General features: G+C 69.2%; 21 protein-coding genes. 16 read left to right on the top strand and 5 right to left on the bottom strand.

Annotated features, from left to right (window positions below; genetic code table 11):
• Window positions 1-464 precede the first annotated feature (464 nt).
• The 4 genes from B1818_RS11650 to B1818_RS11665 all read left to right on the top strand — a co-directional run bounded on the left by B1818_RS11650 (window position 465) and on the right by B1818_RS11665 (window position 6,887).
• Window positions 465-1,280: a DivIVA domain-containing protein gene (locus B1818_RS11650; protein WP_058251721.1), complete on the top strand. Its 816-nt coding sequence runs from the start codon at window positions 465-467 to the stop codon at window positions 1,278-1,280.
• Between the two features lie 33 nt (window positions 1,281-1,313).
• Complete coding sequence (locus B1818_RS11655) at window positions 1,314-2,189, top strand: hypothetical protein (RefSeq protein WP_068970574.1); 876 nt, start codon at window positions 1,314-1,316, stop codon at window positions 2,187-2,189.
• Between the two features lie 332 nt (window positions 2,190-2,521).
• Window positions 2,522-5,734: an isoleucine--tRNA ligase gene (gene ileS / locus B1818_RS11660; protein WP_078112834.1), complete on the top strand. Its 3,213-nt coding sequence runs from the start codon at window positions 2,522-2,524 to the stop codon at window positions 5,732-5,734.
• A gap of 235 nt (window positions 5,735-5,969) precedes the next feature.
• Window positions 5,970-6,887: an RNA polymerase subunit sigma-24 gene (locus tag B1818_RS11665; RefSeq protein WP_078112835.1), complete on the top strand. Its 918-nt coding sequence runs from the start codon at window positions 5,970-5,972 to the stop codon at window positions 6,885-6,887.
• Between the two features lie 67 nt (window positions 6,888-6,954).
• Here B1818_RS11665 and B1818_RS11670 read toward each other — a convergent pair whose 3' ends face one another.
• Window positions 6,955-7,647: a TetR/AcrR family transcriptional regulator gene (locus B1818_RS11670; protein WP_078112836.1), complete on the bottom strand. Its 693-nt coding sequence runs from the start codon at window positions 7,645-7,647 to the stop codon at window positions 6,955-6,957.
• A gap of 114 nt (window positions 7,648-7,761) precedes the next feature.
• Between B1818_RS11670 and B1818_RS11675 the strand changes: the two genes are divergently transcribed.
• Entirely contained in the window at window positions 7,762-8,217 is a 456-nt protein-coding gene (locus tag B1818_RS11675; protein WP_078112838.1) for a nitroreductase family deazaflavin-dependent oxidoreductase, read from the top strand.
• 10 nt (window positions 8,218-8,227) lie between these two features.
• A complete protein-coding gene (locus B1818_RS11680; RefSeq protein ID WP_265966486.1) occupies window positions 8,228-9,754 on the top strand; it encodes a DNA polymerase IV in 1,527 nt (508 codons plus the stop codon).
• Between the two features lie 60 nt (window positions 9,755-9,814).
• Here the strand turns inward: B1818_RS11680 and B1818_RS11685 are convergent, their stop codons facing one another.
• Window positions 9,815-10,840, bottom strand: coding sequence for an asparaginase (locus tag B1818_RS11685; RefSeq protein ID WP_078112840.1), 1,026 nt, complete (start codon window positions 10,838-10,840; stop codon window positions 9,815-9,817).
• Between the two features lie 338 nt (window positions 10,841-11,178).
• On the opposite strand from B1818_RS11685, the gene B1818_RS11690 reads away from it, so the two are divergent.
• Entirely contained in the window at window positions 11,179-11,655 is a 477-nt protein-coding gene (locus B1818_RS11690) for a hypothetical protein (protein WP_171011519.1), read from the top strand.
• Between the two features lie 71 nt (window positions 11,656-11,726).
• Here the strand turns inward: B1818_RS11690 and B1818_RS11695 are convergent, their stop codons facing one another.
• On the bottom strand, window positions 11,727-12,674 hold the full coding sequence (locus B1818_RS11695) for a hypothetical protein (protein ID WP_078112843.1): 948 nt from the start codon (window positions 12,672-12,674) through the stop codon (window positions 11,727-11,729).
• 40 nt (window positions 12,675-12,714) lie between these two features.
• Here B1818_RS11695 and lspA point away from each other — a divergent pair, with 40 nt between their 5' ends.
• The 6 genes from lspA (at window position 12,715) to B1818_RS11720 (ending at window position 20,119) form a co-directional block, all read left to right on the top strand.
• Complete coding sequence (lspA, locus tag B1818_RS11700) at window positions 12,715-13,368, top strand: signal peptidase II (RefSeq protein WP_249356492.1); 654 nt, start codon at window positions 12,715-12,717, stop codon at window positions 13,366-13,368.
• Window positions 13,361-14,287, top strand: coding sequence for an RluA family pseudouridine synthase (locus B1818_RS11705; RefSeq protein ID WP_078112878.1), 927 nt, complete (start codon window positions 13,361-13,363; stop codon window positions 14,285-14,287). Before lspA ends, B1818_RS11705 begins: the two co-directional genes overlap by 8 nt.
• A gap of 98 nt (window positions 14,288-14,385) precedes the next feature.
• Entirely contained in the window at window positions 14,386-15,114 is a 729-nt protein-coding gene (locus B1818_RS24430; RefSeq protein WP_254859650.1) for a serine/threonine-protein kinase, read from the top strand.
• Window positions 15,066-15,947, top strand: a complete 882-nt coding sequence (locus B1818_RS24675; protein ID WP_265966498.1) for a hypothetical protein — start codon at window positions 15,066-15,068, stop codon at window positions 15,945-15,947. The genes B1818_RS24430 and B1818_RS24675 overlap by 49 nt, the downstream gene beginning before the upstream one ends.
• Window positions 15,948-16,165: 218 nt before the next feature.
• Window positions 16,166-19,708, top strand: coding sequence for a DNA polymerase III subunit alpha (gene dnaE, locus B1818_RS11715; protein ID WP_058251733.1), 3,543 nt, complete (start codon window positions 16,166-16,168; stop codon window positions 19,706-19,708).
• A 141-nt stretch (window positions 19,709-19,849) separates the two neighbouring features.
• Window positions 19,850-20,119, top strand: a complete 270-nt coding sequence (locus tag B1818_RS11720; protein ID WP_055476140.1) for a hypothetical protein — start codon at window positions 19,850-19,852, stop codon at window positions 20,117-20,119.
• Here B1818_RS11720 and B1818_RS11725 read toward each other — a convergent pair.
• The gene (locus B1818_RS11725; protein ID WP_078112846.1) at window positions 20,062-21,048 is read right to left on the bottom strand and encodes an SMP-30/gluconolactonase/LRE family protein; all 987 of its coding nucleotides are present in this window, start codon (window positions 21,046-21,048) and stop codon (window positions 20,062-20,064) included. The genes B1818_RS11720 and B1818_RS11725 overlap by 58 nt on opposite strands.
• Window positions 21,049-21,281: 233 nt before the next feature.
• On the opposite strand from B1818_RS11725, the gene ilvA reads away from it, so the two are divergent.
• Complete coding sequence (ilvA, locus tag B1818_RS11730; protein ID WP_078112879.1) at window positions 21,282-22,658, top strand: threonine ammonia-lyase IlvA; 1,377 nt, start codon at window positions 21,282-21,284, stop codon at window positions 22,656-22,658.
• Between the two features lie 147 nt (window positions 22,659-22,805).
• Window positions 22,806-23,132 (top strand): hypothetical protein, encoded by a 327-nt coding sequence (locus tag B1818_RS11735; RefSeq protein ID WP_065629118.1) that lies wholly within the window; start codon window positions 22,806-22,808, stop codon window positions 23,130-23,132.
• 49 nt (window positions 23,133-23,181) lie between these two features.
• Here B1818_RS11735 and treZ read toward each other — a convergent pair whose 3' ends face one another.
• Entirely contained in the window at window positions 23,182-24,972 is a 1,791-nt protein-coding gene (gene treZ, locus B1818_RS11740) for a malto-oligosyltrehalose trehalohydrolase (protein ID WP_078112847.1), read from the bottom strand.
• A gap of 437 nt (window positions 24,973-25,409) precedes the next feature.
• Between treZ and B1818_RS11745 the strand changes: the two genes are divergently transcribed.
• A complete protein-coding gene (locus B1818_RS11745) occupies window positions 25,410-26,144 on the top strand; it encodes an ABC transporter permease (RefSeq protein WP_254859653.1) in 735 nt (244 codons plus the stop codon).
• Window position 26,145: the final 1 nt, after the last annotated feature.

A 26,145-nucleotide genomic window follows, 5' to 3' on the forward strand; every position in this document is an offset into this window, starting at 1 on the left:
GCGTCCCCCTGCTCCCTGAGGAGCGGCCGGAGCTTGCGGGCGCGTCCCCCTGCTCCCTGAGGAGCGGCCGGAGCTTGCGGGCGCGTCCCCCTGCTCCCTGAGGAGCGCCCGGAGCTTGCGGGCGCGTCCCCCTGCTCCCTGAGGAGCGCCCGGAGCTTGCGGAGGGCGCGTCACGAAGGGTCCGTCCCCGGCGGGCGCACCCGATCGGGCGGCGGGTACCCCGTGCCACGGCGATGGTCTACCGTTATAAGTCATCTTCGGATGACTGTTTCATTTCAACAGCGCATCGCAGAGATGCGACCAACGGTTCGCGTGTGACAGGATTGGACGCCAGTTACAATTTTTGACTGGTATGAATAGTTAGTGACAACCTGTATCGGTCGAACGACTCACCGTCGCGCGATCCGGGTTGGACGGCCCGCCAACTGAACACAAGTTCACCACCAGACATGAGGGGAACCGACATGCGGCTGACTCCAGCTGATGTGCACAACGTCGCGTTCAGCAAACCGCCCATCGGTAAGCGCGGTTACAACGAAGACGAGGTCGATCAGTTCCTCGACTTCGTCGAAGCCGAACTCGCACGGCTGATCGAAGAGAACACCGACCTCAAGCAGCGCGTCGAGGAGCTCGAGAGCGAGCTCGCCGATGCCCGTTCCGGTGGTGGCGCCCAGGCGGACGACCGGACCCAGATGTTCGCCAAGCCCGCCGCGGCACCCGAGCCGCCCGCCCCGGCGCCGACGCCGGCCCCGCAGGCGACCAACGACGACGCCAACGTGCGTGCCGCACGCGTTCTCGCGCTCGCCCAGGACACCGCGGACCGGCTCACCGGCAGCGCACGCGCCGACGCCGACGCGATGCTGTCCGACGCCCAGACGCGCGCCGACACGCTGGTCTCCGAGGCGCAGACCAAGTCCGATGCCATGCTCGCCGATGCCCGGCAGCGCTCGGAGGCGATCCTCGCCGACGCGCAGACGCGGTCGGAGGCGCAGTTGCGGCAGGCACAGGAACGTGCCGATGCCCTGCAGAGCGACGCCGAGCGCAAGCACAGCGAGATCATGGGCACGATCAACCAGCAGCGCGGTGTGCTGGAAGGCCGGATCGAGCAGCTCAAGACCTTCGAGCGTGAATACCGTACGCGTCTGAAGACCTACCTCGAATCCCAGCTCGAGGAACTCCAGCAGCGTGGCAGCGCGGCGCCTGTCGAGGGCGGCCGACCCGATCAGTCGTTCTCGAACGATCCGGGTAACGGTGGATTCAGCAGCTACTCACCCAGCTGACCTGGGCGGATCGGTGCGCACTAGGCTGGTGATGTGCTGACCTTGGCGCTGGCCGCGACCCTCTTGGGGTTCGTGCTGCTCATCCTCGGTCTCATCACCGGGACCGTGTGGCTGGCCGTGGCCTGCATCGTGGTCTGTCTGGTGGGCCTCGGCTTCCTCCTGATGGACGTGTTCGCCGGTCGCAAGGGCGAAGCGGCCCGGTCACTGGAAGACATGGTCCCGGGCGCCGGTCGCGACACCGATCCGTCGCACGACGCCGATGACGACGCTGTCACCCGGCACGACCCGGCCGGCGATCGCGGCGACGATGCACCGACGCGTCGGTACCCCGCCGCCGACGCCCCCGGTGTCGGCGATTCCGAGCCCGCCGGCTATCGGCCCGGGGCCTTCGACCCCGGAATGGCCGCGCCCGCTGGTTCGGTCCCGCCGAATCGTCCTGCTCCCGAGCGTCGTGAGGGCAACCTCGAGGACTATCTGCGTTCGGTCGGCGGTGACGGTCCGAGTGGTGACGGGCCGCCCCGCGGGGCCCCGCCCACCGGTGTCGATGTCGCCGGTGGTCGCCCCGGTCCGCCGCCGGGTTCCCGACCGCCCGGCGTAGGACCGCAGAGCCGACCACCCGGGGTCGGTCAACCATCGTGGACGCAACAGCAGGCCCGGCCGCAGCAGGGGCAATTCGGTCCTCCGCAATCCGGCCCGCCTCCGACCAGGGGCCAACGGCCTCCGGTCGGCCCGCCGTCGGCTCCGCGTCCCTTCGACCCGCAGTCTCCGGGGTGGGTCCCCGACGACGTGCCGGGCGGCGACGCCGCCGGCCCGGACGACTGGACAACAAGTCCCGATGAGTCCGCGCCGCGTCGTCGGCGTGCGGATTTCGATCCGCTTGATCCGAACTGGCATCCGCCGCCGGACTGAGCGCACCCGCACGGTCGCGCACCGGTCGAGAACCCATTGGCCCGACCGGGTCGGTCGTCGCTACACTGGTTCACGCGTTGATCCGGCCATCACCGGGGAGCACCCGGAAGAACGGTGTCATCGAGTGCGGCGTCCAGTGGACGGTGCGAATGCGTGACTCCCAGTAGAACCGGGCGGGCGTGGCCCGTGACAGCCACAGGATCGTACGGTCACCAACCGTCGCGATTCGTCGAGTGGCGTCGGAACTCCGACGCAAGCGGGGTGGTACCGCGCAGACCTCCGGTGTGCGTCCCCGTGCCGATGAGACATCACCAGGCACGAGGAGACGAGCCGTGAGCGACGCGACCGACCCCACCCAGTCCGCCCCCACTCAGTCCGGGCGGGTGTATCCCAAGGTCGACATGACCGGGGGCACCGGGCGCAGCGCCCCCGACTTCCCGTCCGTGGAACAGCGGGTCCTGCAGTACTGGGACTCCGATTCGACCTTCGCCGCGTCGATCGAGAACCGGGCCGACGCCGAGGAGTTCGTCTTCTACGACGGTCCGCCGTTCGCGAACGGCCTGCCGCACTACGGTCACCTGCTGACCGGTTACGTCAAGGATCTGGTACCCCGGTACCAGACCATGCGTGGCAAGAAGGTGGACCGCCGATTCGGCTGGGACACACACGGTCTGCCTGCCGAGCTGGAGGCCGAACGCCAGCTCGGGATCACCGACAAGTCGGAGATCGAGAAGATGGGCATGGCGAAGTTCAACGAGTACTGCCGCGACTCGGTGCTGCGGTACACGGGGGAGTGGCGTGACTACGTGACCCGCCAGGCCCGCTGGGTCGACTTCGACAACGACTACAAGACACTCGATCTCGACTTCATGGAGTCGGTGATGTGGGCGTTCAAGGCGCTCTACGACAAGGGGCTCATCTACCAGGGCTATCGAGTGCTGCCCTACAGCTGGTACGAGCAGACGCCGTTGTCCAACCAGGAGTCCAAGCTCGACGATGCCTACCGGATGCGGCAGGACCCGGCGGTCACCGTCACGATGCCGCTGCGGGTGCCCGACGGTCCGCTGTCCTCCCTCGACGGAGTCAACGCGCTGATCTGGACGACGACCCCGTGGACCCTGCCGTCCAACCTCGCGATCGCGGTGAACCCCGAGGTCACCTACGTCCACGTGAAGGCCGCCGACGGCCGGGAATACCTGCTGGCCGAGGCGCTGATCGGTGCGTACGCGAAGGAGATCGCCGATCCGGAGGTGCTCGGCACCCACCTGGGCAAGACCTTGGAGAACCTGTCGTACACACCGCCGTTCGACTTCTTCGCCGGCCATCCGAACTCCCATCGCGTGTTGCTGGGCGACTACGTGACCACCGACAGCGGCACCGGGATCGTGCACCTCGCACCGGCTTTCGGCGAGGAGGACATGGACCTCGCGACCGCCAATGGCATCGAGGTGGTGCAACCGCTCGACCCGGGCGGACGCTTCACCGCGCAGGTCCCGCCGTACGAGGGTCTGATGGTGTTCGACGCCAACCCGGTGATCATCAAGGACCTGAAGGAATCCGGCCGGATCCTCCGCCATGAGACCATCGAGCACTCCTACCCGCACTCGTGGCGGTCGGGCCAGCCACTGATCTACATGGCGGTGCCGTCGTGGTTCGTCGCGGTGACGCAGTTCCGCGACCGCATGGTCGAACTGAACAAGCAGATCACGTGGGTGCCCGAACACATCCGGGACGGACAGTTCGGCAAGTGGCTCGAAGGCGCCCGGGATTGGAACATCAGCCGCAATCGGTACTGGGGTGCGCCCCTGCCGGTCTGGGTGTCCGACGACCCGGAGTTCCCGCGCGTCGACGTCTACGGTTCGCTCGACGACCTCGAGGCCGACTTCGGGGTGCGTCCGGACAACCTGCACCGGCCGTTCATCGACGAACTCACCCGGCCCAATCCCGATGACCCGAGCGGGAAGTCGACCATGCGTCGGGTGCCCGAGGTCCTCGACTGCTGGTTCGAGTCGGGTTCGATGCCGTTCGCCCAGGTGCACTATCCGTTCGAGAACCGCGACTGGTTCGACGGTGGTGACTCCGCGCACGCCCCGGCCCACAACCCGGGCGACTTCATCGTCGAGTACAACGGGCAGACCCGTGGCTGGTTCTACACGCTGCACGTGCTGGCCACCGCGCTGTTCGACCGGCCGGCCTTCAAAACCGTTGCTGCGCACGGGATCGTGCTGGGTGACGACGGGCAGAAGATGTCGAAGTCGAAGCGCAACTACCCCGACGTCAACGAGGTCTTCGATCGCGACGGATCGGACGCGATGCGGTGGTTCCTGATGGCCTCGCCGATCCTGCGCGGCGGCAACCTCGTCGTGACGGAGCGAGGTATCCGGGAAGGGGTGCGTCAGGCGCTTCTGCCGCTGTGGAACGCCTACAGCTTCCTGCAGCTCTACGCCGAGCGCCCGGCGACCTGGCGGACCGACTCGCAGCATGTGCTCGACCGCTACATCCTGGCCAAGCTGGCGACGACCCGCGACACGATGACCGCGGCGCTCGACACCTACGACATCGCGGGGGCGTGCGACGCCTTCCGTGAGTTCGTCGAGTCGCTCACCAACTGGTACGTGCGTCGTTCCCGGGCGCGCTTCTGGGCCGGCCAGGACGAGGACACCGACGCCTTCGACACCCTGTACACCGTGCTCGAGGTCGCCTGCCGGCTGGCCTCGCCGCTGCTCCCGCTGGCGACCGAGGCCATCTGGCGGGGTCTCACCGGGGAGCGGTCGGTGCACCTGACGGACTGGCCGACGAACGATGAGCTGCCGGCCGATGCCGACCTGGTCATGGCCATGGACCAGGTCCAGGCGGTGTGCTCGACGGCGTCGAGCGTCCGCAAGGCCAACAAGCTGCGGGTCCGGCTGCCCCTGTCGGGTCTGACGGTGGCCTCGCCGACCGCGGCCGCGCTCGAGCCGTTCGTCGACCTGATCAAGGACGAGATGAACGTCAAGGACGTGACTCTGGCGGCCGATGCCAGCGAGTACGGGCGTTACGAGATCGCGGTCAACGCGCGTGCCGCCGGCCCCCGCTTGGGCAAGGACGTACAGCGTGCGATCAAGGCGGTGAAGTCGGGCAACTGGACTGCGCGCGAGGGCGCCGACGGGTCCGAGGTCGTCGTCGCCGACGGCATCGAACTCCACGACGGGGAGTTCACCCGACGGCTGGTGGCCGTCGAACCGGACTCGACCGCGGAGCTGCCGGGCGGGAACGGCCTGGTCGTCCTCGACACGGCGGTCACGCCCGAACTCGAGGCCGAGGGGTGGGCGAAGGACCGGGTTCGCGAGCTGCAGGATGCGCGCCGCACCCTGGGACTGGACGTCTCCGACCGGATCACGGTGCGACTCGTCGTACCGGCCGAACGTCTGGACTGGGCGAGGACGCACGCCGACCTGATCGCCGGCGAGGTGCTCGCGGTGCGGTTCGACGTGACCGGCGATGGTGACGCGGGCAGCATCGAACTGGGCGACGGTGTGACCGCCGACGTGACGAAGGCGAACTGATCCGCTGACCCGGGCACCGCGCGGACATCCCGGCCGGGTGTTCGCGCGGTGTCGTTGTCGTCGGCCGCGCGGGGAGGTCGGACGAGACGATCTGGGACACCGATCGCAACAGTCGCACCCTGGTGGTGCTGCGCCACGTACGGTGTGGAGACTGCCGCGACATGGCCCCGCGGGGTGAGCACACACCCGAGCGCGTCGTTCGCCGCCCGAACCATCTACGAGGGGGCAGACCCCGATGACCCGCATGGACGTGGACCCGATCCCGGCGCGATCCGCCGCGTTCGAACCGCTGCTGTTCACGGTGGCCTACGAGATCCTGGGCTCGGCTGTGGACGCCGATCATGTTGTCCGACACTGCCTCTGGGATCATCCGGCGAGCGCTCCGGTGGACGCGTTCGGCCCCGGGTCGGCCCGAGCGCACCTCATCGCGCAGGTCGCCCGGCGTGCGCTCGAGACGCTGACCGCGCGTCGACGTGTTGCCATGGATTACGTCGGACCCTGGCTGCCCGATCCCATCCGGTTCGACGGCGACGTCCTCGCCGACGCGGGTCTTGCGGAGTTCGCGTCGACCGCGATGCTGCTCGTTCTGGAGGAACTCGAGCCCGCTGAGCGGACGGTGTACGTCCTGAGTGGGGTCTTCGGATTCGCCGACGACACGATCGCCACGATGCTGTCGCTGTCCTGGTCGCTCGACGAGGTGGGGATGCTCGCGGAACGGGGCCGGTCGTTCGTCGAACGTCGGCGCCCCCGGTTCGATCCGATGGACCGTGCCCGCGCCGCGGAGGTCGTCGAGACGTTCCTCGACGCGGCCGAGTCGGGCGACGCGGACGCCCTCATCGCCCTCATGGCACCGGAGGTGGTGCTGACCTCGGACAGCAACGGCAAGACCACCGCGGTACGGCAGCCCATGCGCGGGGCGCCCGCGGTGATGCGGGTGCTCTCGGGGTTCACCCGGATCGGTGCCGTGCTCGAGGATTACCGCGCCGAGTTCGTGGTCTTCAACGGTCAGCCCGGGATGATCCTCTACTTCGACGGCCGGCTGCAGACCGCGATCACCCTCCGCGTCGTCGATGGCCTGATCGTCGACATCTACGTGATGCGCAACCCCGACAAGCTCGTCGGGGTCGAGCTCCGTCGGCCGGTCACCCGCTGATCCACCCACCGCGCGGAGTGCGGGATCTGTACCGGAAACCGGTACGAATACCGCACTCTGTCCGATCTCAGGCGAACAGGCCCGACAGTGTCTGCTCGATCTGGAGCCGGAAGAGCTGCTCGGGATGCGCGAAGGTGTCGGTCCCGTACTGGCCGAAGGTCTCCAGGCTGATCGCGCCGACGAGTACGGCCCACAACGTGGTGGCCGCGGCCAGGACCGCGGCGGGGGTGTCGAGGTCGAACTCGTCGCGGATCGCGTCCATGTCCGCGGCGACATCCGGTGTGGGAGAGGGGAGGTCGGCGCGTAGCAGGCCTTCGGCGTGAGCGGCCGAGCACTCGCGGAGCAGCCGCACGGGAATGCGTGTGCCGGGCCCGATGGTCCGCTCGCCGGGGGCGGAGTAACCGGGCACCGGGCTTCCGTAGATCAGCGCCCATCGGGACGGCTCGGCGAGAGCCCAGGTCCGCGCGGCCGCGGCCGCGGCCGCGAGTCGATCGCGCCGTCGGGAGGTGGCGATGGAATCGGCCGCGGCATCGACGGCGTCCGCGACATCGGTGTAAGCCTCCACCAGCAACATGGTCAGCAACTCGTCGCGGCTCGGGACGTACCGGTACACCGCCGAGGAGACGACGCCCAAGTCGCGGGCGATGGCGCGCAACGAGAGCCCGGCGGCGCCGTAGGTGGTCAGGTGTTCGCGTCCCAGTCGACGGATCTCGTCGGTCATCATCGCGCGGTTCTCCGCGCGGGTTCGTCCGGTGGCCATGGCGACGATCCTGCCACAACCGAGAGCGGTGCTCTTGATTTCCTGGCGGCGTGGCTGCATACTCGATTTCGAGAGCACTGCTCTCGGATTCATCACCTCGACGAAAGGCCGATCATGACCGCGACCACCCACTACAAGGCCCCCAGCGGATTCGACGCCGCCTTCAACCGCGCGGTGCGCTGGCTCGCCGACCGCGGGGTCAACCTGGCCGGGGCCCAGACGCTCACCGTCGTCGGCCGGAAGACCGGCACGCCGCAGCGGGTGCCGGTCAACGTGCTGCGACTCGACGGGGCGGAATTCCTGGTCGCCGTCCGAGGCGACACGCAATGGGTCCGCAACGCACGCGCGGCCGGGACGGTGGAACTCCGCCGCGGCCGACGTCGGGCCGTCGTCACCCTCACCGAGCTCGACCCCGCGCTTCGTCCGCCGGTCATCCGGGAGTACCTGCGCCGCTGGGGGTGGGAGGTCGGGCGGTTCCTGCCCGCGGGCCTCGAGCTCGCCTCGTCGGATGAGGATCTCGCCGCCCACGCCGGGTTGATCCCCGTCTTCGCCGTCACCGCTGCTCACTAGACTCGGGGAGGTGTCACGCCTCGAACCCGAACCGCCGCGCCCGGTCGGTGCGGTGTCGGGGCGGGGGTCCGAACGCAGCCCACGCTGGGTGATGCACCTCGACATGGACGCGTTCTTCGCCTCCGTCGAACAGCTCACCCGCCCGACGCTGCGCGGCCGCCCGGTACTGGTCGGCGGGTCCGGTGGGCGCGGGGTGGTCGCCGGCGCCAGCTACGAGGCGCGCGTGTTCGGTGCCGGCTCGGCGATGCCGATGCACCAGGCGCGTCGGCTCATCGGGCCGAGCGGCGTGGTCATCCCGCCGCGCGGATCGGTGTACAGCACGGTCAGCAAACGTGTCTTCGGGATCGTGCGCGAGGCTGTTCCGGTCATCGAGACGCTGTCGTTCGACGAGGCGTTCGGCGAGCCGGAGGAACTCGCGGGGGCGACCGTCGACGCGGCCCGCGAGTTCGCCGAGGAGCTTCGATCCCGGATCCGGAGCGAGGTCGGACTCGCCGCGTCGGTCGGGCTCGGAAGCGGCAAACAGCTCGCGAAGATCGCCTCGGGGATGGCCAAACCCGATGGGGTGATGGTGATCCCACCGTCCGGCCAGCTGGAGTTCCTGCATTCGCTCCCGGTCCGCAAGCTGTGGGGCATCGGGCCCGTGTCCGGCGATCGGCTGGCGCGGCTGGGGATCGCGACCATCGGTGACCTCGCGGCGATGTCGCCGGTCGAGGTGGCCTCCGTGCTGGGCGCCACCGTCGGTCCCGCGTTGCATCGCCTTGCCCACGGCATCGACGACCGGCCGGTCGCCGAACGTGCCTCCTCGAAGCAGATCAGCGCCGAGTCCACCTTCGCCGAGGACATCGTCGAACTCGACGCGCTGCGTCCCGCCATCCGCAAGGCCGCCGCCGGCGCTCACCGCCGACTGCTCACCGACGGCCGGGGAGCGCGCACCGTCGTACTGAAACTGAAGAGATCCGACATGTCGATCCTGACGCGCTCGGCGACGACCGCGGCGGCCACCACCGACTTCGACGACCTCGAGCGGACGGCGCAGCGGCTCGCGCTCGATCCGCGTTCCATCGGGGCGATTCGCCTTGTCGGCGTCAGCTTCTCGGGGTTGACCGCGGTGCAGCAGTACGCCCTCTTCGACGAGCTGGGCAGCGAGGGACCGGCCGATGTCGAGACCACCCACCACGACACCGCCGCAGGCCACGGTGCGGCAGCGGGGGGCGGCGCCGAGGTGGCGACGTCACCGGACCCGGCCGGGGCCGAGGCGTCGGCCGTCCAGATAGCTGACTCGGCGCCCGAACCCCCGCGGTTCGCGCCGGGAGGGAGTTCGATGCCGGTCGGCCGCTTCGGCCCCGGCGCCGACGTGACCCACCCCGACCACGGGCACGGCTGGGTTCAGGGGAGTGGACACGGGGTCGTGACCGTGCGATTCGAGACCCGCACGAGCGGGCCGGGGCGCACGCGCACGTTTCCGGTCGACGATCCGAACCTCCGTCCGGCGGATCCGCTCGACAGCCTCGAGTGGGATCTTCCGGGCGACGGTTGACCGATCGGGCACGGTATCGACCGGCCGTGACCGCCACCCGGCGGGTGCCGGTGGCAGCAATCAGTCCTGTTGTGCGACAAAGAAATCGGTGATCAATTCGAGATCGTGACCCGAGGTCAGCAGTGCGATGAGCGCCATGCGCGCCTGCGGTGCGCGCAGCCAGGGTGACACGATCGCCCCGGCCCGCCGCAGATCGACTGCGCCGCCGCCCCCGCCGTAGGTCGCGGTCACCTCGCCGTACGGGACGCGGCTGGTGACGACGACGGTCACCCCGCGCTGGACGGCGAGTGCCACCTCGGCGGTGATGTCCGGGTGGGTGTTCCCGGAGCCGGTCGCCGCGAGGACCACGCCGGCGGCGTTCTGCGCGACGGACGCGGCGATCAGTCCCGGTGACACGCCCGGGTAGAGGGTGAAGGCATCGACGCGTGCCGGCCGGCCCACCGGTACCGGTCCGGCGAGCACTCGTCGCGGCACCGGCGGGTCGTCGGCCCGACGGGTGCCCTGCACGGTGTCGAAGGCCGCCGGGTCGGTGGTGGAGACCTTGAACAACCCGCGTGCCGGCAGGAGCCGGCCCCCCATGGCCACGAGGACTCCTCGACCGCGAGCGGCCGGGTCGTCGATCGCGGCCAACGCGGCGGCGAGATTCGACGGCCCGTCGGCGCGAGGAGAATCAGACGGCAGCATGGCCCCGGTGAACACGACCGGCCGCTCGTCGGCGGCGTACAGGTCGGCGAGGTAGGCCGTCTCCTCCATCGTGTCGGTCCCGTGCGTGACCACCACGCCGCGGACGGCGGGGTCGGTCAGGGCGTCGGCGATTGCGCGGACCACCGCGAACTGGTCGGCGACGGTCATCGCGGAACTGTCCACCGACATGAGGTCGACGGTGCGGGTGGCCGACGGAGTGCGCGACGTCCCGTCGTCCCCGGCCCCGATGTCGGTCCCGATGGTGACTTTCCCGGCGGCGGAGAGGAGAGCGGCCGAGCCGAGCGCCGGGACCGCGCCGTCGTCGGTGGTCTGGGCGGCGATCGTGCCTCCGGTGCTGATCAGCACGGTGACTCCGGCGGCCGCGGGCGGGGTGCCTGTCATGGTGCCCAAGGGTCACCGGAACCAGGTCGGCCCGTCAAGCGTTGCCTGCTCGGCGCCGCCGGCCGGACGGATCGTCGACGCGTGTCGCCGGGCACCGGGGACCCCTGGTGCCTGCCGTTTGGCATAGTGGTGTGGGCCGTCGCCGGGGGGAACCCGGCACACACGTCCGGCTGGGGGTACACCCCGGCAGACACGTCCGGTCGGGTCGAACCCGGCAGACACGTCCGGCATCGCGGTACGAGAGCGCCCGCCGGCGCACCCCATGCCCGAGAACACAGTGAGGGAGATCGTTGAAGTATCGGAAGTTTCTGGGCGCGACCATGATCGCGGCCGCGTTGATGACCACCGTCGCGGCCTGCGGGAGTGACGACAGCGACGCCCCGCCCGCACCGACACTCACCAGCACCACCGCCGCCGCGAGCGGCGATGGCTCCGAGATCACCGACGGCAGTAACCCGCCGTCGATTGCCGCCCTCAACGAGATGGTGGATCAGGCCGTCGACCCCGACATCCCGCGGGCCGAGAAGGTCGAACTGGTCGAGGGTTCGGAGAAGGACCCGGCGATCTTCGACGAGCTGGTCAAGGCGCGTGCCGAGAACTCCGACGTCGACTGGGTCCTCGTCAACCCCGTGATCAGCGCCGGCCCGAACAAGGCCCGCGTCAAGGTCCGGATCGAGACCGCGGGCAACCCGCCGACCAACGCCGAGTCGACCATCGTCTTCGACGACGGACGCTGGAAGCTCTCGAACGAGACCGTGTGCAACCTCCTCGGCCTCTACCAGGTCGAGAGCGCCATGTGCGCTCCCGCGAGCTGACCACTCGCCGCACAGCATGATCCGCGGCCCCGCGTCGCCGACCGAAGTCGGTGACCCGGGGCCGTCGGCGTTCAGCGCCAGGCCACGGCCAGTCCGGTCCGCTGCACCAGCGGCCGGTTCGGGTCCGCGCCGACCAACTCGCGGGCGCCCCGATAGGTGGCCTCGCCGGCGATGGGCAGCCCCCGGGTCAGGTCGACGGTCACCGACCCCTGACCGGAGTAGCTGTAGCGGCTGATGGTGAGGCTGTCACTGCCGCCGGGGATCGCGAACACCGAGTTCACCGGGGTCTCGTCGGCGGTGTACTCGATGGTCAATCGGTTGCCGTCCCAGGCGGTGAGCCGTGCCTCGATGGTCTGGGTGACGGTCGCCGCGGCCGCGATCACCCGCTCGCTCCGCCACGTCGCACCCACCGCGACCGGTTCGGTCGGGAGCACGACCGCGGCGTTGAACGCCGACACCAGCGCCTGCTCGACCGCCAGTCGCGCCTCGCCGCCGGCCGGCTCCGGCGGCGCGATCCGCAGCGACACCGGCGCCAGGCCCGGACCGAGCGTGAGACCGGCTTTCGCGCCGGCCATCGCCGACAGTTCGTCGTTCAGCGTCGTGTCGGGGGACGTGACCGTGCCGAGGTCGAGTTCGAGGTCGGCGGGGTCGGCGCACTCGAACCGCGCGGTCAGCGGCATCTCGACGGTCTGCGCGTCCGAGGTGCCCGGCGACGCAACCTCCGAGGTCGTCACCAGGGTCACCGACTGGGCGGTCGCGACGTCCGGCGCGGCCGTCGGCACGCGGCGCTCCCCGGTTCCCGCGTCGACGATCGTCACCGTTGCCGGTGCGATCGGGACCGGCGCCGCACCGGCGGCGCGGGACGGCGAGTCGGTGCTGCAGCCCGCCGATGTGCTCGCCGTAGGAGCGCCGGGCGTCTCGTCGGGACCCGATGCGCATCCCGCGACCAGTACGGACAGCGCGGTCACCGCCCCGATCGACGAGACGACGGACCGGAGGCGACGGGGATGCGGGGACACGGGTAGCCAGCGTATTCGACGTGTCGTGGACAATGATGCTGTGGATGACCAACCCCTGACGGATCGAGAGCACGTGGACCCGCACGACCGTGTCGAACCCGGGGCCGACCGCCGACCCGACGACACCGACGCCGCCGCACGTCCCGGCCGCCGGGTGCCGACGGCGACGATCGTGGTGCTCGGCGTCGCGCTCGTGGTCCTGGGACTCGACCAGCTGACGAAATCGATCGCGGTCGCCGCGATCGACCCGATGCGCCCGGTGGAGATCATCGGCGACTTCGTCACGCTGCGTCTGGTCCGCAACAGCGGCGCGGCCTTCTCCATGGCCACCGGATACACCTGGGTGCTATCGATCATCGCCCTGGTGGTCGTGCTCGTGATCATCCGCTACAGCAGCCGGCTGCGCTCCTGGTGGTGGGTGGCGGGGCTGGCCCTCGTGCTCGGCGGCGCCATCGGCAACCTGACGGACCGCATCTTCCGTGCCCCGCAACCACTTCAGGGCCATGTCGTCGACTTCGTGTCGGTGGGGTGGTGGCCGGTGTTCAACGTCGCCGACTCCGCCGTGGTGTGCGGCGCGATCCTCCTGGTCGTCCTCTCCGCGCTCGGTTTCGACTACGACGGCACCCGCACGGGCTGGGCGGCCCGCCGTGAGCAGCGCGACCCGGCCGGCACCGAGGGCGGCGCGCATGCGTGAATCGCGGTTCCTGCCGGTGCCCGACGGCCTCGACGGGATGCGCGTGGACGCCGGTGTCTCCCGGATGCTCGGGCTGTCGCGCACCGTCGTCGCCACCCTGGCCGAGGAGGGCGACGTCGTCGTCGACGGCGTGGCGGTGGGGAAGTCGCACAAACTCGCCGCGGGCACGATGCTGCACGTCACGCTGCCCGAACCGGAGGAGCCGCTGCGCGTCGAGCCGACCCCGGTCGAGGACCTCGAGGTCATCTACCACGACTCCGACATCGTCGTCGTCGACAAGCCGGTGGGTGTCGCCGCGCATCCCTCGCTGGGCTGGAGCGGCCCGACGGTCATCGGGGCCCTCGCGGCTGCGGGTTTCCGGATCTCGACCTCGGGAGCGCACGAACGTCAAGGGATCGTCCACCGTCTCGATGTCGGCACGTCGGGGGTCATGGTGGTCGCGGTGTCCGAACGGGCGTACACGTTGCTCAAGCGGGCGTTCAAACAGCGGACCGTACACAAGGGTTACCACGCGCTCGTCCAGGGGCACCTCGATCCGCCGTCGGGGACCATCGATGCGCCGATCGGCCGCCACCGCGGCAACGACTGGAAGTTCGCGGTGACCGCGAACGGCAAACCGAGTGTCACCCACTACGACACCCTGGAGATGTTCGCGTCGGCGTCGCTGCTGGACGTTCACCTCGAAACCGGTCGCACACACCAGATCCGGGTTCACTTCTCGGCCCTCCACCATCCGTGCTGCGGTGATCCCACGTACGGCGCCGATCCGGTGCTGGGCAAGAAGCTGGGTCTGGAACGCCAATGGCTGCACGCGCGGTCGCTCGGGTTCGCCCATCCGGCCGACGGCCGACAGGTGGAGTTCACCTCGTCATACCCCGAGGACCTGCAGCACGCGCTCGAGGTCCTGCGCGCGACCTGACCTCACGAGGCGCCGGGAGCGGAGCGAGCGGGCCTGAGGCCTCCCGCGACCAGGCCGTTCGATCGACTATTTCCGAGACACACCGCTAGATTGGGGGAGTGCTCGAGCCGGGAACCCTCGTCGCCGGGTACCGCGTCGAACGGGTACTCGGCAGCGGCGGCATGGGTGCGGTCTTCCTCGCCCGGCATCCGGAGCTGCCCCGGTACGACGCCCTGAAGGTGCTGAAGGCCTCGGCCGGGCTCACGGACAGCAACTTTCGCCGGCGGTTCCTGCGTGAGGCGGAGGTCGCGGCCACGCTCGACCACCCGAACATCGTCACCGTGTTCAACCGCGGACGTGCGAGTGTGCCGGTGGCGTCGAGGCCGGACAAGTCGGCGGAGGCCGATCTGCTCTGGATCGCCATGCAGTACGTCCCGGGAACCGACTGTGCGCGCGAACTCGCCGGACGCGGCCGCCTCGCCCCGCGTCGCGTGGTGCACATCGTGTCGGAGGTGGCGCGGGGGATCGACCACGCCAACCGGCGCGGACTGCTGCACCGCGATGTGAAACCCGCCAACATCTTGCTCGCCGAGGTCGACGAGGATTCGTCGTTCGACGAGCAGCGGGTCCTGCTGACCGACTTCGGGGTCGCCAAACTGTCCGACGAGACCGAGGCGCTCACCTCGGTCGGCACGGTCCTCGCCACGCTGTCGTACGCGTCGCCGGAGCAGCTGACGGGTCGTCGACTCGGTGGCCGGACCGACCAGTATTCGCTGGCGGCCACCTGCTCACCGGACGCGTGCCCTTCGACGACCGCGACAACGGCGCCGTCATCGGAGCACATCTGAAAGAACCCGTACCGCGGGTTTCCGAGCTCGTGCCCGGACTCTCGCCCGACGCCGACGCGGTCATCGCGCGTGCGATGGCGAAGTCCCCGGACGAGCGCTTCGCCAGCTGCCGGGAGTTCGCCGATGCGCTGGCGACGGGTCTGCGGAACGTGCGGCCGAGGTCGGCCGCCGACCTCGACGCGGAGACGGTCCGCGGCCTCCCCGGTCGGATGGCCGGCGGCGCCGTCCCGGGTCCGCGCACGCCGGACATGCCGGGACGGTTCGACCGGCCGACACCGCCGCCCGCCGGTCGCGCCGCGACCCCCGACCGACCACCCGCGGAACGTCGATCACGGCCGGGGCCGGCCGAGCCCCGCCGACCCGGGCCCGGCCGTCCCGCGGCGAACGTGGACCCGGCACATGAAGCGACGCAGCGCGCGGCCCCGGCGCGGGGCGGTCCTCCGAACGCCCCACCGGGTGCGGCCACGCCGTCCTCCGGCCCCGCGCCGGGCTCGCGGGTGCCCGGGCGCGGCCCGAGATCGAGGCCGACGACCGGTGCCGATCCGGCGGTGTGGCAGCACCTGCCGTCGAATCCGTTCCGGCAGAGCAACGACCACCTGCGGCCCGACCGGAGCCGCCCGGGCGGCGTCGGCCCGACACCGGCCGGCACCCCGCCGCGCGGCCTGGATGCCGCGGGACCCGGCGGGCTGCCCGGTCAGGGTGCCCGGGGCTGGGCCGGGCCGGCGGGTCCGACTTCATCGACGCCGTCGTCGTCGAACCGGTTGCCCATCGTGCTGGCGATCGTCGCCGTGGTGTTGCTGGTCGCGATCGTCATCGTGTTCATGGCCCTGTGAGCGCGGTGAGCGAACCGGCTCCGCTACCACAGCTGTCCCATCCGTCACGACGCGGAGTGGGAGCCCGGCGGTGTCGGTGCACGCGCCTAGAGTGGACCCGGACTCGGACCCGCCCGACCGCCTTCGGGCGCACTCTCCGGGTGCCGATGACCGCCGACCGAACCGACATCTGACGACTGACCCGACATCTACCGACTGATCTCGACAGAAGAGGCGCCGTGACGGACTCGTTTGTACACCTGCACAACCACACCGAGTACTCCATGCTCGACGGTGCGGCGAAGGTGTCCCCGTTGTTCGCCGAGGCAAAACGTCTGGGGATGACCGCGATCGGCATGACCGACCACGGAAACATGTTCGGCGCCAGCGAGTTCTACAACACGGCGGTCAAGAACGACATCAAGCCGATCATCGGCATCGAGGCCTACATCGCCCCCGGCTCGCGATTCGACACCAAACGAATCCAGTGGGGCACCCGCGATCAGAAGAGCGACGACGTCTCCGGCTCGGGTGCGTACACCCACATGACGATGGTCGCCGAGAACGCGACCGGGCTGCGCAACCTGTTCAAGCTGTCGTCCCTCGCGTCGATCGAGGGGCAGCTCGGCAAGTGGTCGCGGATGGACGTGGACCTGATCGCCGAGCACGCCGAGGGGATCATCGCGACGACGGGATGCCCGTCCGGTGAGGTGCAGACCCGACTCCGGCTCGGCCACGACCGCGAGGCGCTCGAGGCCGCGGCGAAGTGGCAGGAGATCTTCGGCAAAGACAACTTCTACCTCGAACTCATGGAGCACGGGCTCGAGATCGAGCGGCGCGTGCGCGACGGTCTGCTCGAGATCGGTCGCAAGCTGGGCATCAAGCCGATCGTCACGAACGACTGCCACTACGTGACCAAGGAGCACGCCGCGGCGCACGAGGCGCTGCTGTGCGTGCAGACCGGCAAGACCCTCTCCGATCCGACCCGGTTCAAGTTCGACGGCGACGGTTACTACCTGAAGTCCGCGGCCGAGATGCGCGAGCAGTGGGACTCGATCGTCCCCGGGGCGTGTGACAACACCCTGGAGATCGGCGAGCGCGTCGAGTCCTACAAAGAGGTCTTCACCCACCGCGACCGGATGCCGGTCTTCCCGGTCCCCGACGGTGAGACGCAGCAGACGTTCCTGCGCAAGGAGGTCGCGAAGGGACTCGCGGAGCGCCGTTTCGCCGGCACCGAGGTGCCCGAGGAATACCTGCAGCGCGCCAACTACGAACTCGACGTCATCATCCAGATGGGGTTCCCGGCCTACTTCCTCGTCGTCGGCGACCTCATCCGCCACGCTCTCGAGGTCGGCATCCGGGTCGGCCCGGGCCGTGGCTCGGCGGCCGGTTCGCTCGTGGCCTGGGCGCTGGGCATCACCAACATCGACCCGATCCCGCACGGCCTGCTCTTCGAGCGGTTCCTCAACCCCGAGCGGGTGTCGATGCCCGACATCGACATCGACTTCGACGACCGTCGTCGAGGCGAGATGGTGCGGTACGCGACCGACCGGTGGGGCAGCGACAAGGTGGCCCAGGTCATCACGTTCGGCACCATCAAGACGAAGGCCGCGATCAAGGACTCGGCGCGCGTCCAGTTCGGTCAGCCGGGATTCGCGATCGCCGACCGCATCACCAAGGCGCTGCCGCCGCCCATCATGGCCAAGGACATCCCGGTCTGGGGTATCACCAACCCCGAACACGAGCGCTACAACGAGGCCGCCGAGGTCCGCACGCTCATCGAGACCGATCCGGACGTCAAGAAGATCTACGACACCGCGATCGGACTGGAGGGTCTGATCCGCAACGCCGGTGTGCACGCGTGTGCGGTGATCATGTCCTCGGAGCCGCTGACCGACGCGATCCCGGTGTGGAAGCGCGCGCAGGACGGCGCCATCATCACCGGCTGGGACTACCCGTCGTGTGAGGCGATCGGCCTGCTGAAGATGGACTTCCTGGGTCTGCGCAACCTCACCGTCATCGGTGACGCCCTGGAGAACATCAAGCTCAACCGGGGAATCGATCTCGACCTCGACTCGCTGCCGCTCGAAGACGAGAAGACCTACGAACTGCTCGCCCGTGGTGACACCCTCGGGGTGTTCCAGCTCGACGGCGCCGCCATGCGCGAACTCCTGAAGATGATGCAGCCCACCGGGTTCGAGGACATCGTCGCCGTGCTCGCGCTGTACCGTCCCGGCCCGATGGGTGTGAACGCCCACACCGACTACGCCAAGCGCAAGAACGGTCTGCAGGAGATCCGGCCGATCCATCCCGAGCTGGAGGAGCCGCTCAAGGAGATCCTGTCGGAGACCTACGGTCTCATCGTCTACCAAGAGCAGATCATGCAGATCGCGCAGAAGGTCGCCGGGTACTCGCTCGGACAGGCCGACCTGCTGCGTCGCGCGATGGGCAAGAAGAAGAAGGAGATCCTCGACGAGGCCTACGACGGTTTCGCGGAGGGCATGCGCAACAACGGTTTCTCCCAGGCCGCGATCACCGCGCTGTGGGACACCGTCCTGCCGTTCGCCGGCTACGCGTTCAACAAGTCGCACGCCGCCGGCTACGGGCTGGTGTCCTTCTGGACCGCGTACCTCAAGGCGAACTATCCCGCCGAGTACATGGCCGGCCTTTTGACCTCGGTCGGCGACGACAAGGACAAGGCCGCGATCTACCTGGCCGACTGTCGCAAGCTCGGGATCACCGTGCTGCCGCCCGACGTCAACGAGTCGCAGCGGAACTTCGCCGCGGTTGGCAAGGACATCCGATTCGGTCTCGCCGCGATCCGCAACGTCGGCTCCGGCGTCGTCGGTTCGATCATCGCCGCGCGCGAGGAGAAGGGAAAATTCACCAACTTCTCCGACTACCTCGGCAAGATCGACGTCACCGCCTGCAGCAAGAAGGTGACCGAGTCGCTGATCAAGGCCGGCGCCTTCGACTCACTCGGACACCCGCGCAAGGGTCTGTTCCTCGTACACGGGGAGGCCGTCGAATCGGTCATCGGAACCAAGAAGGCCGAGGCGATCGGACAGTTCGACCTCTTCGGCGACGCCGGCGGTGCCGACGACTCGATGGCCGAGGTGTTCGCGGTCAAGGTGCCCGAAGAAGAATGGGACACCAAGCACAAGCTCGCCATCGAGCGGGAGATGCTGGGGCTGTACGTGTCCGGCCATCCGCTCAGCGGCGTCGAGCATGCGATCGCCGCGCACACCGACACCTCGATCTCGACGCTCCTCGAGGGCAACGTCGCCGACGGCGCCCAGATCACCATCGGCGGCATCATCTCCTCGGTGACCCGGCGGGTGAACAAGAAGGGCGAGCCGTGGGCCGCAGTGACCCTCGAGGACATGGTCGGTGGAGTCGAGGTGTACTTCTTCCCGCGGGCCTACGTCGCGTACGGGATGGACATCGTCGCCGACAACATCGTCCTGATCAAGGCGCGCGTCAACCTGCGCGACGACAGCATGATGATCAGCGCGAACGATCTCGCGGTGCCGGATCTGGAAACCGCGGGGGCGACCAAACCGGTGGCCCTGACACTGTCGGCGCGACTCTGCACCCCCGACCGCGTGGCGGCGCTCAAGCAGGTGCTGACCCGGCATCCCGGCATGGCCGACGTGCACGTGACGCTCGTCAGCGACAAGCGGCAGACCCAGCTGAAACTGACCGAGTCGTTACGTGTGGCCCCGAGTTCGGCGCTGATGGGCGACCTCAAAGCCCTCCTGGGACCAAGCTGTCTGAGTTGACGCGGCTGAAGTGAGGGTCGCCTGCTCGACCGACTTCACCCGGCCGTGACCCAGGATTCGGGTCGCCGAACATTTTCGTTCGTTCTGCGCTACACTCGACGGCACGTCCAGCGCACCCGGCCAGTGAGGGAGTGATCCGACATGGCGACTCTGATCGACGTCGACCCCGGTCGTCCGGCATCGCGACAGCCCCGCACCGTCGATGTCCTGGGTGCGCAGTGGCCGGTCCACAAGGCGCACGCCGTCGCCGCCGCGGTCGTGGTGGCACTGGTCAGCCTCGTTCTCCTCGGCTCACTCGCGGTCACCGCCTGGGCGAGCGGATTGACGCTGCTCGCGGTGTGGTGGGGCGAGCGCTACCTGCCTGGGACGGCGGCCGTCGCGCCGGCATCGAACCCGCCGGGGATCTCGTAGATCCGTCCGTCGAATCCGGCGCGGAAGAGACGTCCGGCCGAGAACCCGCGGTCGCCTCGCCCGTAGGACACGATGCTCGAGGTCGGTAGGCCCGTCGCGAGCACGCAGTAGCTTCCGGGCGCCGTCACGCGCACGATCTCACCCGTCGCGTTGAACGGCACCACCGGTCGGTCGCGTGAATCGAGGGTCAGTCCGTCCGGCGTCGACGGCGCACCGACGTTGAGCAGGTTCTGCACGACGCGCGGATTCGCGGTGGAGATCCGGCTGACGCCCGGGTTCACGAAGGTCCTCGACACGTACAGCCACCCGTCGCCGCGTCCGAGAACTGCTCCGTTCGCGCTCGGCAGCGCTCCCCAGGCAGCCTGCACGGCGCCGGTGGGGCTCACCCGACCGATGAGATTGCCGAAGTCGTTGGTGGCGTACACATTTCCGCGCGCCGACACGTCCATCCCGTTGGCCGCCGAGAGTCCCGTCACCCAGGGCCGCAGTGCGCGGGTGTTGATGTCGAGCCGGGCGATGGATGCGTGTCGCAGCGCGTCGCCCACGAAGACACGCGGGTCGGCGCCGTATCCGACCAGCAGGGTGCCGCCGGGGGTCCACGCCAGCGCGCCCGCTCCGCTCCCGCCCGGCACGCGTGCGATCGGAACCGCAGGTGCGCCCGGTCCGGCCAGGCGATACACGCGACCGGTGATCAGGTCGGTGGTGTAGAGGCGTCCGGCGGCGTCGACGGTCAGGCCCTCGAGCGCCGCGCCGGGCACCGACCCGACGAGTCGCGCCGGCTGTCCGGCACCCGCACACACGGGGGCGGCCGAGGCCGGGGCGGGGTCGACGGCGGCTGCGAGCCCGACCGCCAGGGAGGCGGCCGCGCCGAGCGCGGCCAGTCGCGACAGGCGTCGCGTGCGGGGTGGGAAGGTTCGACGAGTTGTCATGGCTGCTCCCTGGTCGGTGAGGCTGGTCGCCGTCGGCGATGGCTGGGCGAGACGGTCGTCGGGAAGATTCCCGTCCGGCCCGCTGTCAAACGCACCCGTCCAGTGTTACGCCATCGGGTGCGCGAATGTGCCGCGACGCTGATTCGTCCGGCGCCGCCATGCCACGACCCACGACGCGGTCGCGGACGGGCGTCGGAACCCGCGACATCGGATCACCGGCAGACAGTGAGAACATGGCTGTCGTGAGTACGCACCACGTCCCGGTCCATCAACAGGCGTTGTCGGTAGACGCGATCGAAGCCGCATCGATCCGTATCGCCGACGCGGTGGCGCGTACCCCGCTCGAGATCTGCCCGCGGCTGTCCGCCGACACCGGGGCCGAGATCTTCCTCAAGCGCGAGGACCTCCAGGCCGTCCGTTCCTACAAACTGCGCGGTGCCTACAACGTGATGGCGCAGCTGTCCGCCGAGGAGCTGTCGCGTGGCGTCGTCGCGGCCAGCGCCGGCAATCACGCCCAGGGGGTCGCGTTCGCATGCCGGAGCATGCAGGTGCCCGGACGCATCTATGTCCCGACCACCACGCCCAAGCAGAAACGAGATCGAATCCGTTGGCACGGTGGTGACTTCGTCGATCTCAGGGCCGTCGGCGACACCTACGACGCCGCCGCGGCCGCTGCTCAGGACGACGTGATGCGTACCGGGTCCGCGTGGATTCACGCATTCGACGACCCGCGGACCGCGGCCGGTCAGGGGACCATCGCGCACGAGATCGTCGAACAGCTCGGTCGTGTTCCCGACGTCGTGGTCGCACCGGTCGGCGGCGGGGGATGCCTGGCCGGGATGGCCACCTATTTTCGCGGCCTGTCCGAGGACGTCACGATCGTCGGTGTCGAACCGACCGGCGCGGTGTCGCTGAGCGCCGCCCTCGTCAACGGGGGACCGGTGACCCTCGCCGAGATCGACCCGTTCGTCGACGGGGCAGCGGTGAAGCGCATCGGGACCATCGGGCACCGGGTGCTGTCGGAGATGGGCGCGACCGTGACCGATCACCCGGTGCTGGCGAGCATCACCGACGCCCCCTCCGCACGCGTGGTACCCGACGAACGCCACGCCCCCGTGCCGGGAACCGCGCACATCACCCACGTCGATGAAGGCGCCATCTGCTCCGCGATGCTCGGGCTCTACCAGAACGAGGGCATCATCGCCGAACCCGCGGGGGCGCTCGCCGTCGCGATCCTCGACAAACTGCAGCTGCCCGCGGACTCCACCGTGGTGTGCCTGGTCTCCGGCGGCAACAACGACGTGTCCCGGTACGGCGAGATCATCGAGCGCTCGCTGGTGCACCGGGGACTCAAGCACTACTTCCTGGTCGACTTCCCACAGGAGCCGGGTGCGCTGCGGCGTTTCCTCGACGAGGTTCTCGGACCCGACGACGACATCACGCTGTTCGAGTACGTGAAACGCAACAATCGGGAGACCGGCGCCGCCCTCGTCGGCGTCGAGCTGGGACACCGCGACGGGCTCGGCGACCTGATGGACCGGATGGCCCATTCCCGGCTGCACTGTGAGCGGCTCGAGCCGGGTAGTCCGGCGTACGCCTACCTGACCTGAGAATCGGGGCCGCGAAACTCCGGCGTCGACCATTCGGATGACTCACCAGACCACGGGAACATTCGCATCCGGTGCCGCCTCCAAGTACATGAACCGCCCAGAGGCAGTGCACCACCACAGCGCCTCGTCACTTGGAAGGACAACCCCATGAGCACCGAGATCCCCGCCGACGCCGTTCTGATCGACACCGATGGCGACGGAGCCGTCGACGCCGCACTCACCGATGTCGACGGTGACGGCACCACCGACGCCATCCTCGACACCGACGGCGACGGCCAGGCCGACTCCATCGCCTACGACACGAATGCCGACGGCGAGATCGACATCATCGAAGCCGACACCGACGCCGACGGCTACACCGACATCGCCGTCGCCGACACCGACGGCGACGGCACCTTCGACACCGCCGTCGACGACGAGGGCAACGTCGAGGTCGGCGACTTCGGCAGCATCGACGGCGGCGACGCCGTCTGACCCCACCCCCCGATCCATGGCCCGAAGCCGCGGTACACGCGGCTTCGGGCTAGGAGACGTTGCCGCGGCGGCCGATGACCACGTTGTGGCCCGGCGAGGTGAATCCGGCGCCGTCGGAACGGGCCGGCTCCCAAGCCATCTCGACGTCGAGTACGAGGGGCACGGTGGCCGGTTCGTCCCCGGGCACGCACACCACGGACCAGTCACCGCGATGCATCGCGAACCATCCGGCCGCCTCGTCGAAGTCGACGGACACCGACGAGAAGGCCGGATCGGACAGTGCGGCTTCGGCTTTCCGCAAGGCGATGAGGGCTCGGTAGAACTCGAGCACGCGCGCGTGCGCGGGATCGTCGAGTTCGGTCCAGTCCAGCTTCGACCGCTCGAACGTCGCCGGGTCCTGCGGATCGGGCACGTCGTCGCTGTCCCAGCCGTGCTCGGCGAATTCCGATTTGCGCCCCTCCGCGGTGGCTCGGCCCAGTTCGGGCTCCGGGTGGGAGGTGAAGAACTGGAACGGTGTCGCGGCCGCCCACTCCTCACCCATGAACAGCATCGGGGTGAACGGGGACAGCAGGACCAGCGCCGCCTTGATTGCCAGCTGCCCGCCGTCGAGGTAGGCGCTCGGGCGGTCGCCGATCGCCCGATTGCCGATCTGATCGTGGTTGCAGGTGTAGGCGAGGAGGGCCGACGCGGGCAGCCGGTCGGTCGGGATAGGTCGTCCGTGACGGCGTTTGCGGAACGACGAATAGGTGCCGTCGTGGAAGAACCCGCCGGTGAGAACCTTCTGCAGGCAGCCGTAGCTTCCGAAGTCGCGGTAGTAGCCCTGCCGTTCGCCCGACACCAGCGTGTGGATCGCGTGGTGGATGTCGTCGTCCCACTGCGCGGCGAGTCCGAGTCCGCTGACGCTGCGCGGGGAGATCATGCGGGGATCGTTGAGGTCGCTCTCGGCGATCAATGACAGCGGCCGTCCGAGTTCGACGGCGAGATCGTCGGTGGCGGCGGCGAGTTCTTCCAGGATGTGCACGGCGCGGTGATCGGCCAGCGCGTGCACCGCGTCGAGGCGCAGGGCGTCGACGTGGAACTCGGTGAACCACCGCAGGGCCGTACCGGCGATGAACGCACGGACCTCGTCGGAGTCCGGATCGGACAGGTTGACCGACGATCCCCAGGATGTGACGCCCTCGGAGAGGTAGGGCCCGAAGTCGGGTAGGTAGTTGCCGGACGGACCGAGATGGTTGTAGACGACGTCGAGGACGACACCGAGTCCCCGGGCGTGACAGGCGTCGACGAACCGGGCCAGCGCCGCCGGTCCGCCGTAGGTCTCCTGCACCGCGTACCAGCCGACGCCGTCGTAGCCCCAGTTGTGAACCCCGTTGAACGCGTTGACCGGCATCAGCTCGACGAAGTCGACCCCCAGGTCGACGAGATGGTCGAGCCGGCCGATGGCGGAGTCGAGCGTGCCCTCGGGGGTGAAGGTGCCGAGGTGGAGCTCATAGACCACCGCTCCCCGGATGTCGCGACCGGTCCAGTCGGCGTCGGTCCAGCCGGCGTCGTCGACGGTGAACAACGCCGACAGTTCGTGCACCCCGTCCGGCAGGCGCACGGCCCGCGGATCAGGACGCACCGGTCCGCCGTCGATCGAGAATCCGTAGCGCAGTTCCCCGACGGGTTCGGTTCCCGGTGCGGTGTCCACGTGCCACCACCCGCCCGCGGCTGCCGTCATGGCGATCCGGTCCGCGGCCGGGTCCTGCGCGGACGACCCGATCACCAGCTCGACGACCTGCGCGTTCGGTGCCCAGACCCGGACTTCGCCCAGTGATCGCGGTGATCGGAAGGGCTCCACATTGGAACGAAGTGGTAGGTTTTGTTCCCGCTGGTCGTCCGACCAAGTTATTGTGCTCTGGGCAACAGCGGCAGCGGTCGGGGGATTCGTCACATCATGCAAGGTATGTCGGACCTCGGACAGGTGCAGTCGGGCGCTAGTGTGAGGCCGGACACATTCGGACGAGGGGAATGGGGTATGTTACCCGCGGCGCTCATGCCCACGGGGGGCACGCGAAGCGGGTCTGCGGGAACGAGAACGCGCGTCGACGTCGACACGCGCCATCGCGACCTGACGGCCGGTGAACGGGTAAGCCGAGACGCAAGGGCAGGGATTGAGCACTAACGCAGTCACCTCGGACGACGAGGAGGTGGGTCGCAAGAGGCCGGGGGGCGGTGCGGTCGTGGGTGGACGGCCATGTCGTCGCCTCGTTCGACACTTTCGGTCGCCAGCTCGGCATGTTCGTCGAGGTGTTCCGGACCCTCTTCGTCGATCTCTTCAAGCGACGGTTCCCGTTCGGGGAGTTCATCCGTCAGTGCGCCTTCATGGCTAGCACCTCGGTCTTCCCGACCCTCCTGGTCGCCATCCCGATCGGCGTCATCGTGTCGATCCAGGTGTCCAACATCGCCGGTCAGGTCGGCGCAACGTCGTTCTCCGGCGCGGCAACGGGTCTCGGTGTGATCCGGCAGGGTGCACCGCTGGTGACGTCGCTGCTCCTCGCGGGCGCCGTCGGCTCGGCGATCGCCGCAGACCTCGGATCCCGCACCATCCGCGACGAGATCGACGCGATGCGCGTCATGGGCGTCAACCCCATCGAGCGCCTGATCTCACCGCGACTGCTCGCGACGATGGTCGTCAGCTTCTTGCTCTGCGGGTTCGTCTGCTTCGTCGGGTTCATCACCGGCTACGTCTTCAACGTCTACTTCCAGGGCGGCACGCCGGGTAGCTACACCGGCACCTTCGCGTCCTTCGCCACCACCGCCGACCTCATGTTCGCGTTGGCCAAAGCCGTCATATTCGGCGCGATCGTGGCCATCGTCGCCTGCGATCGCGGCCTCTCGACGAAGGGCGGGCCCGCAGGTGTGGCCAACTCGGTGAACGCCGCAGTCGTCAACTCGGTCCTGCTGTTGTTCACGGTGAACGTGATCCTCACGCAGCTGTTCGCGATCCTGTTCCCGTCGAGGGTGGTGTGAG

The organism is Gordonia sp. IITR100 (assembly GCF_002009645.1).
GTDB lineage: Bacteria > Actinomycetota > Actinomycetes > Mycobacteriales > Mycobacteriaceae > Gordonia > Gordonia hongkongensis.

Bases quoted from the DNA above. Each gene is read 5' to 3' on its own strand.
- B1818_RS11720 (WP_055476140.1), top strand. From the start codon at position 19,850: ATGGCGACTCTGATCGACGTCGACCCCGGTCGTCCGGCATCGCGACAG.
- B1818_RS11690 (WP_171011519.1), top strand. From the start codon at position 11,179: ATGACCACCGTCGCGGCCTGCGGGAGTGACGACAGCGACGCCCCGCCC.
- B1818_RS11670 (WP_078112836.1), bottom strand. From the start codon at position 7,647: ATGGCCACCGGACGAACCCGCGCGGAGAACCGCGCGATGATGACCGAC.
- B1818_RS11705 (WP_078112878.1), top strand. From the start codon at position 13,361: ATGCGTGAATCGCGGTTCCTGCCGGTGCCCGACGGCCTCGACGGGATG.
- B1818_RS11735 (WP_065629118.1), top strand. From the start codon at position 22,806: ATGAGCACCGAGATCCCCGCCGACGCCGTTCTGATCGACACCGATGGC.
- B1818_RS11665 (WP_078112835.1), top strand. From the start codon at position 5,970: ATGACCCGCATGGACGTGGACCCGATCCCGGCGCGATCCGCCGCGTTC.
- B1818_RS11650 (WP_058251721.1), top strand. From the start codon at position 465: ATGCGGCTGACTCCAGCTGATGTGCACAACGTCGCGTTCAGCAAACCG.
- B1818_RS11685 (WP_078112840.1), bottom strand. From the start codon at position 10,840: ATGACAGGCACCCCGCCCGCGGCCGCCGGAGTCACCGTGCTGATCAGC.
- B1818_RS11675 (WP_078112838.1), top strand. From the start codon at position 7,762: ATGACCGCGACCACCCACTACAAGGCCCCCAGCGGATTCGACGCCGCC.
- ilvA (WP_078112879.1), top strand. From the start codon at position 21,282: ATGGCTGTCGTGAGTACGCACCACGTCCCGGTCCATCAACAGGCGTTG.
- B1818_RS11745 (WP_254859653.1), top strand. From the start codon at position 25,410: ATGTTCGTCGAGGTGTTCCGGACCCTCTTCGTCGATCTCTTCAAGCGA.
- B1818_RS11725 (WP_078112846.1), bottom strand. From the start codon at position 21,048: ATGACAACTCGTCGAACCTTCCCACCCCGCACGCGACGCCTGTCGCGA.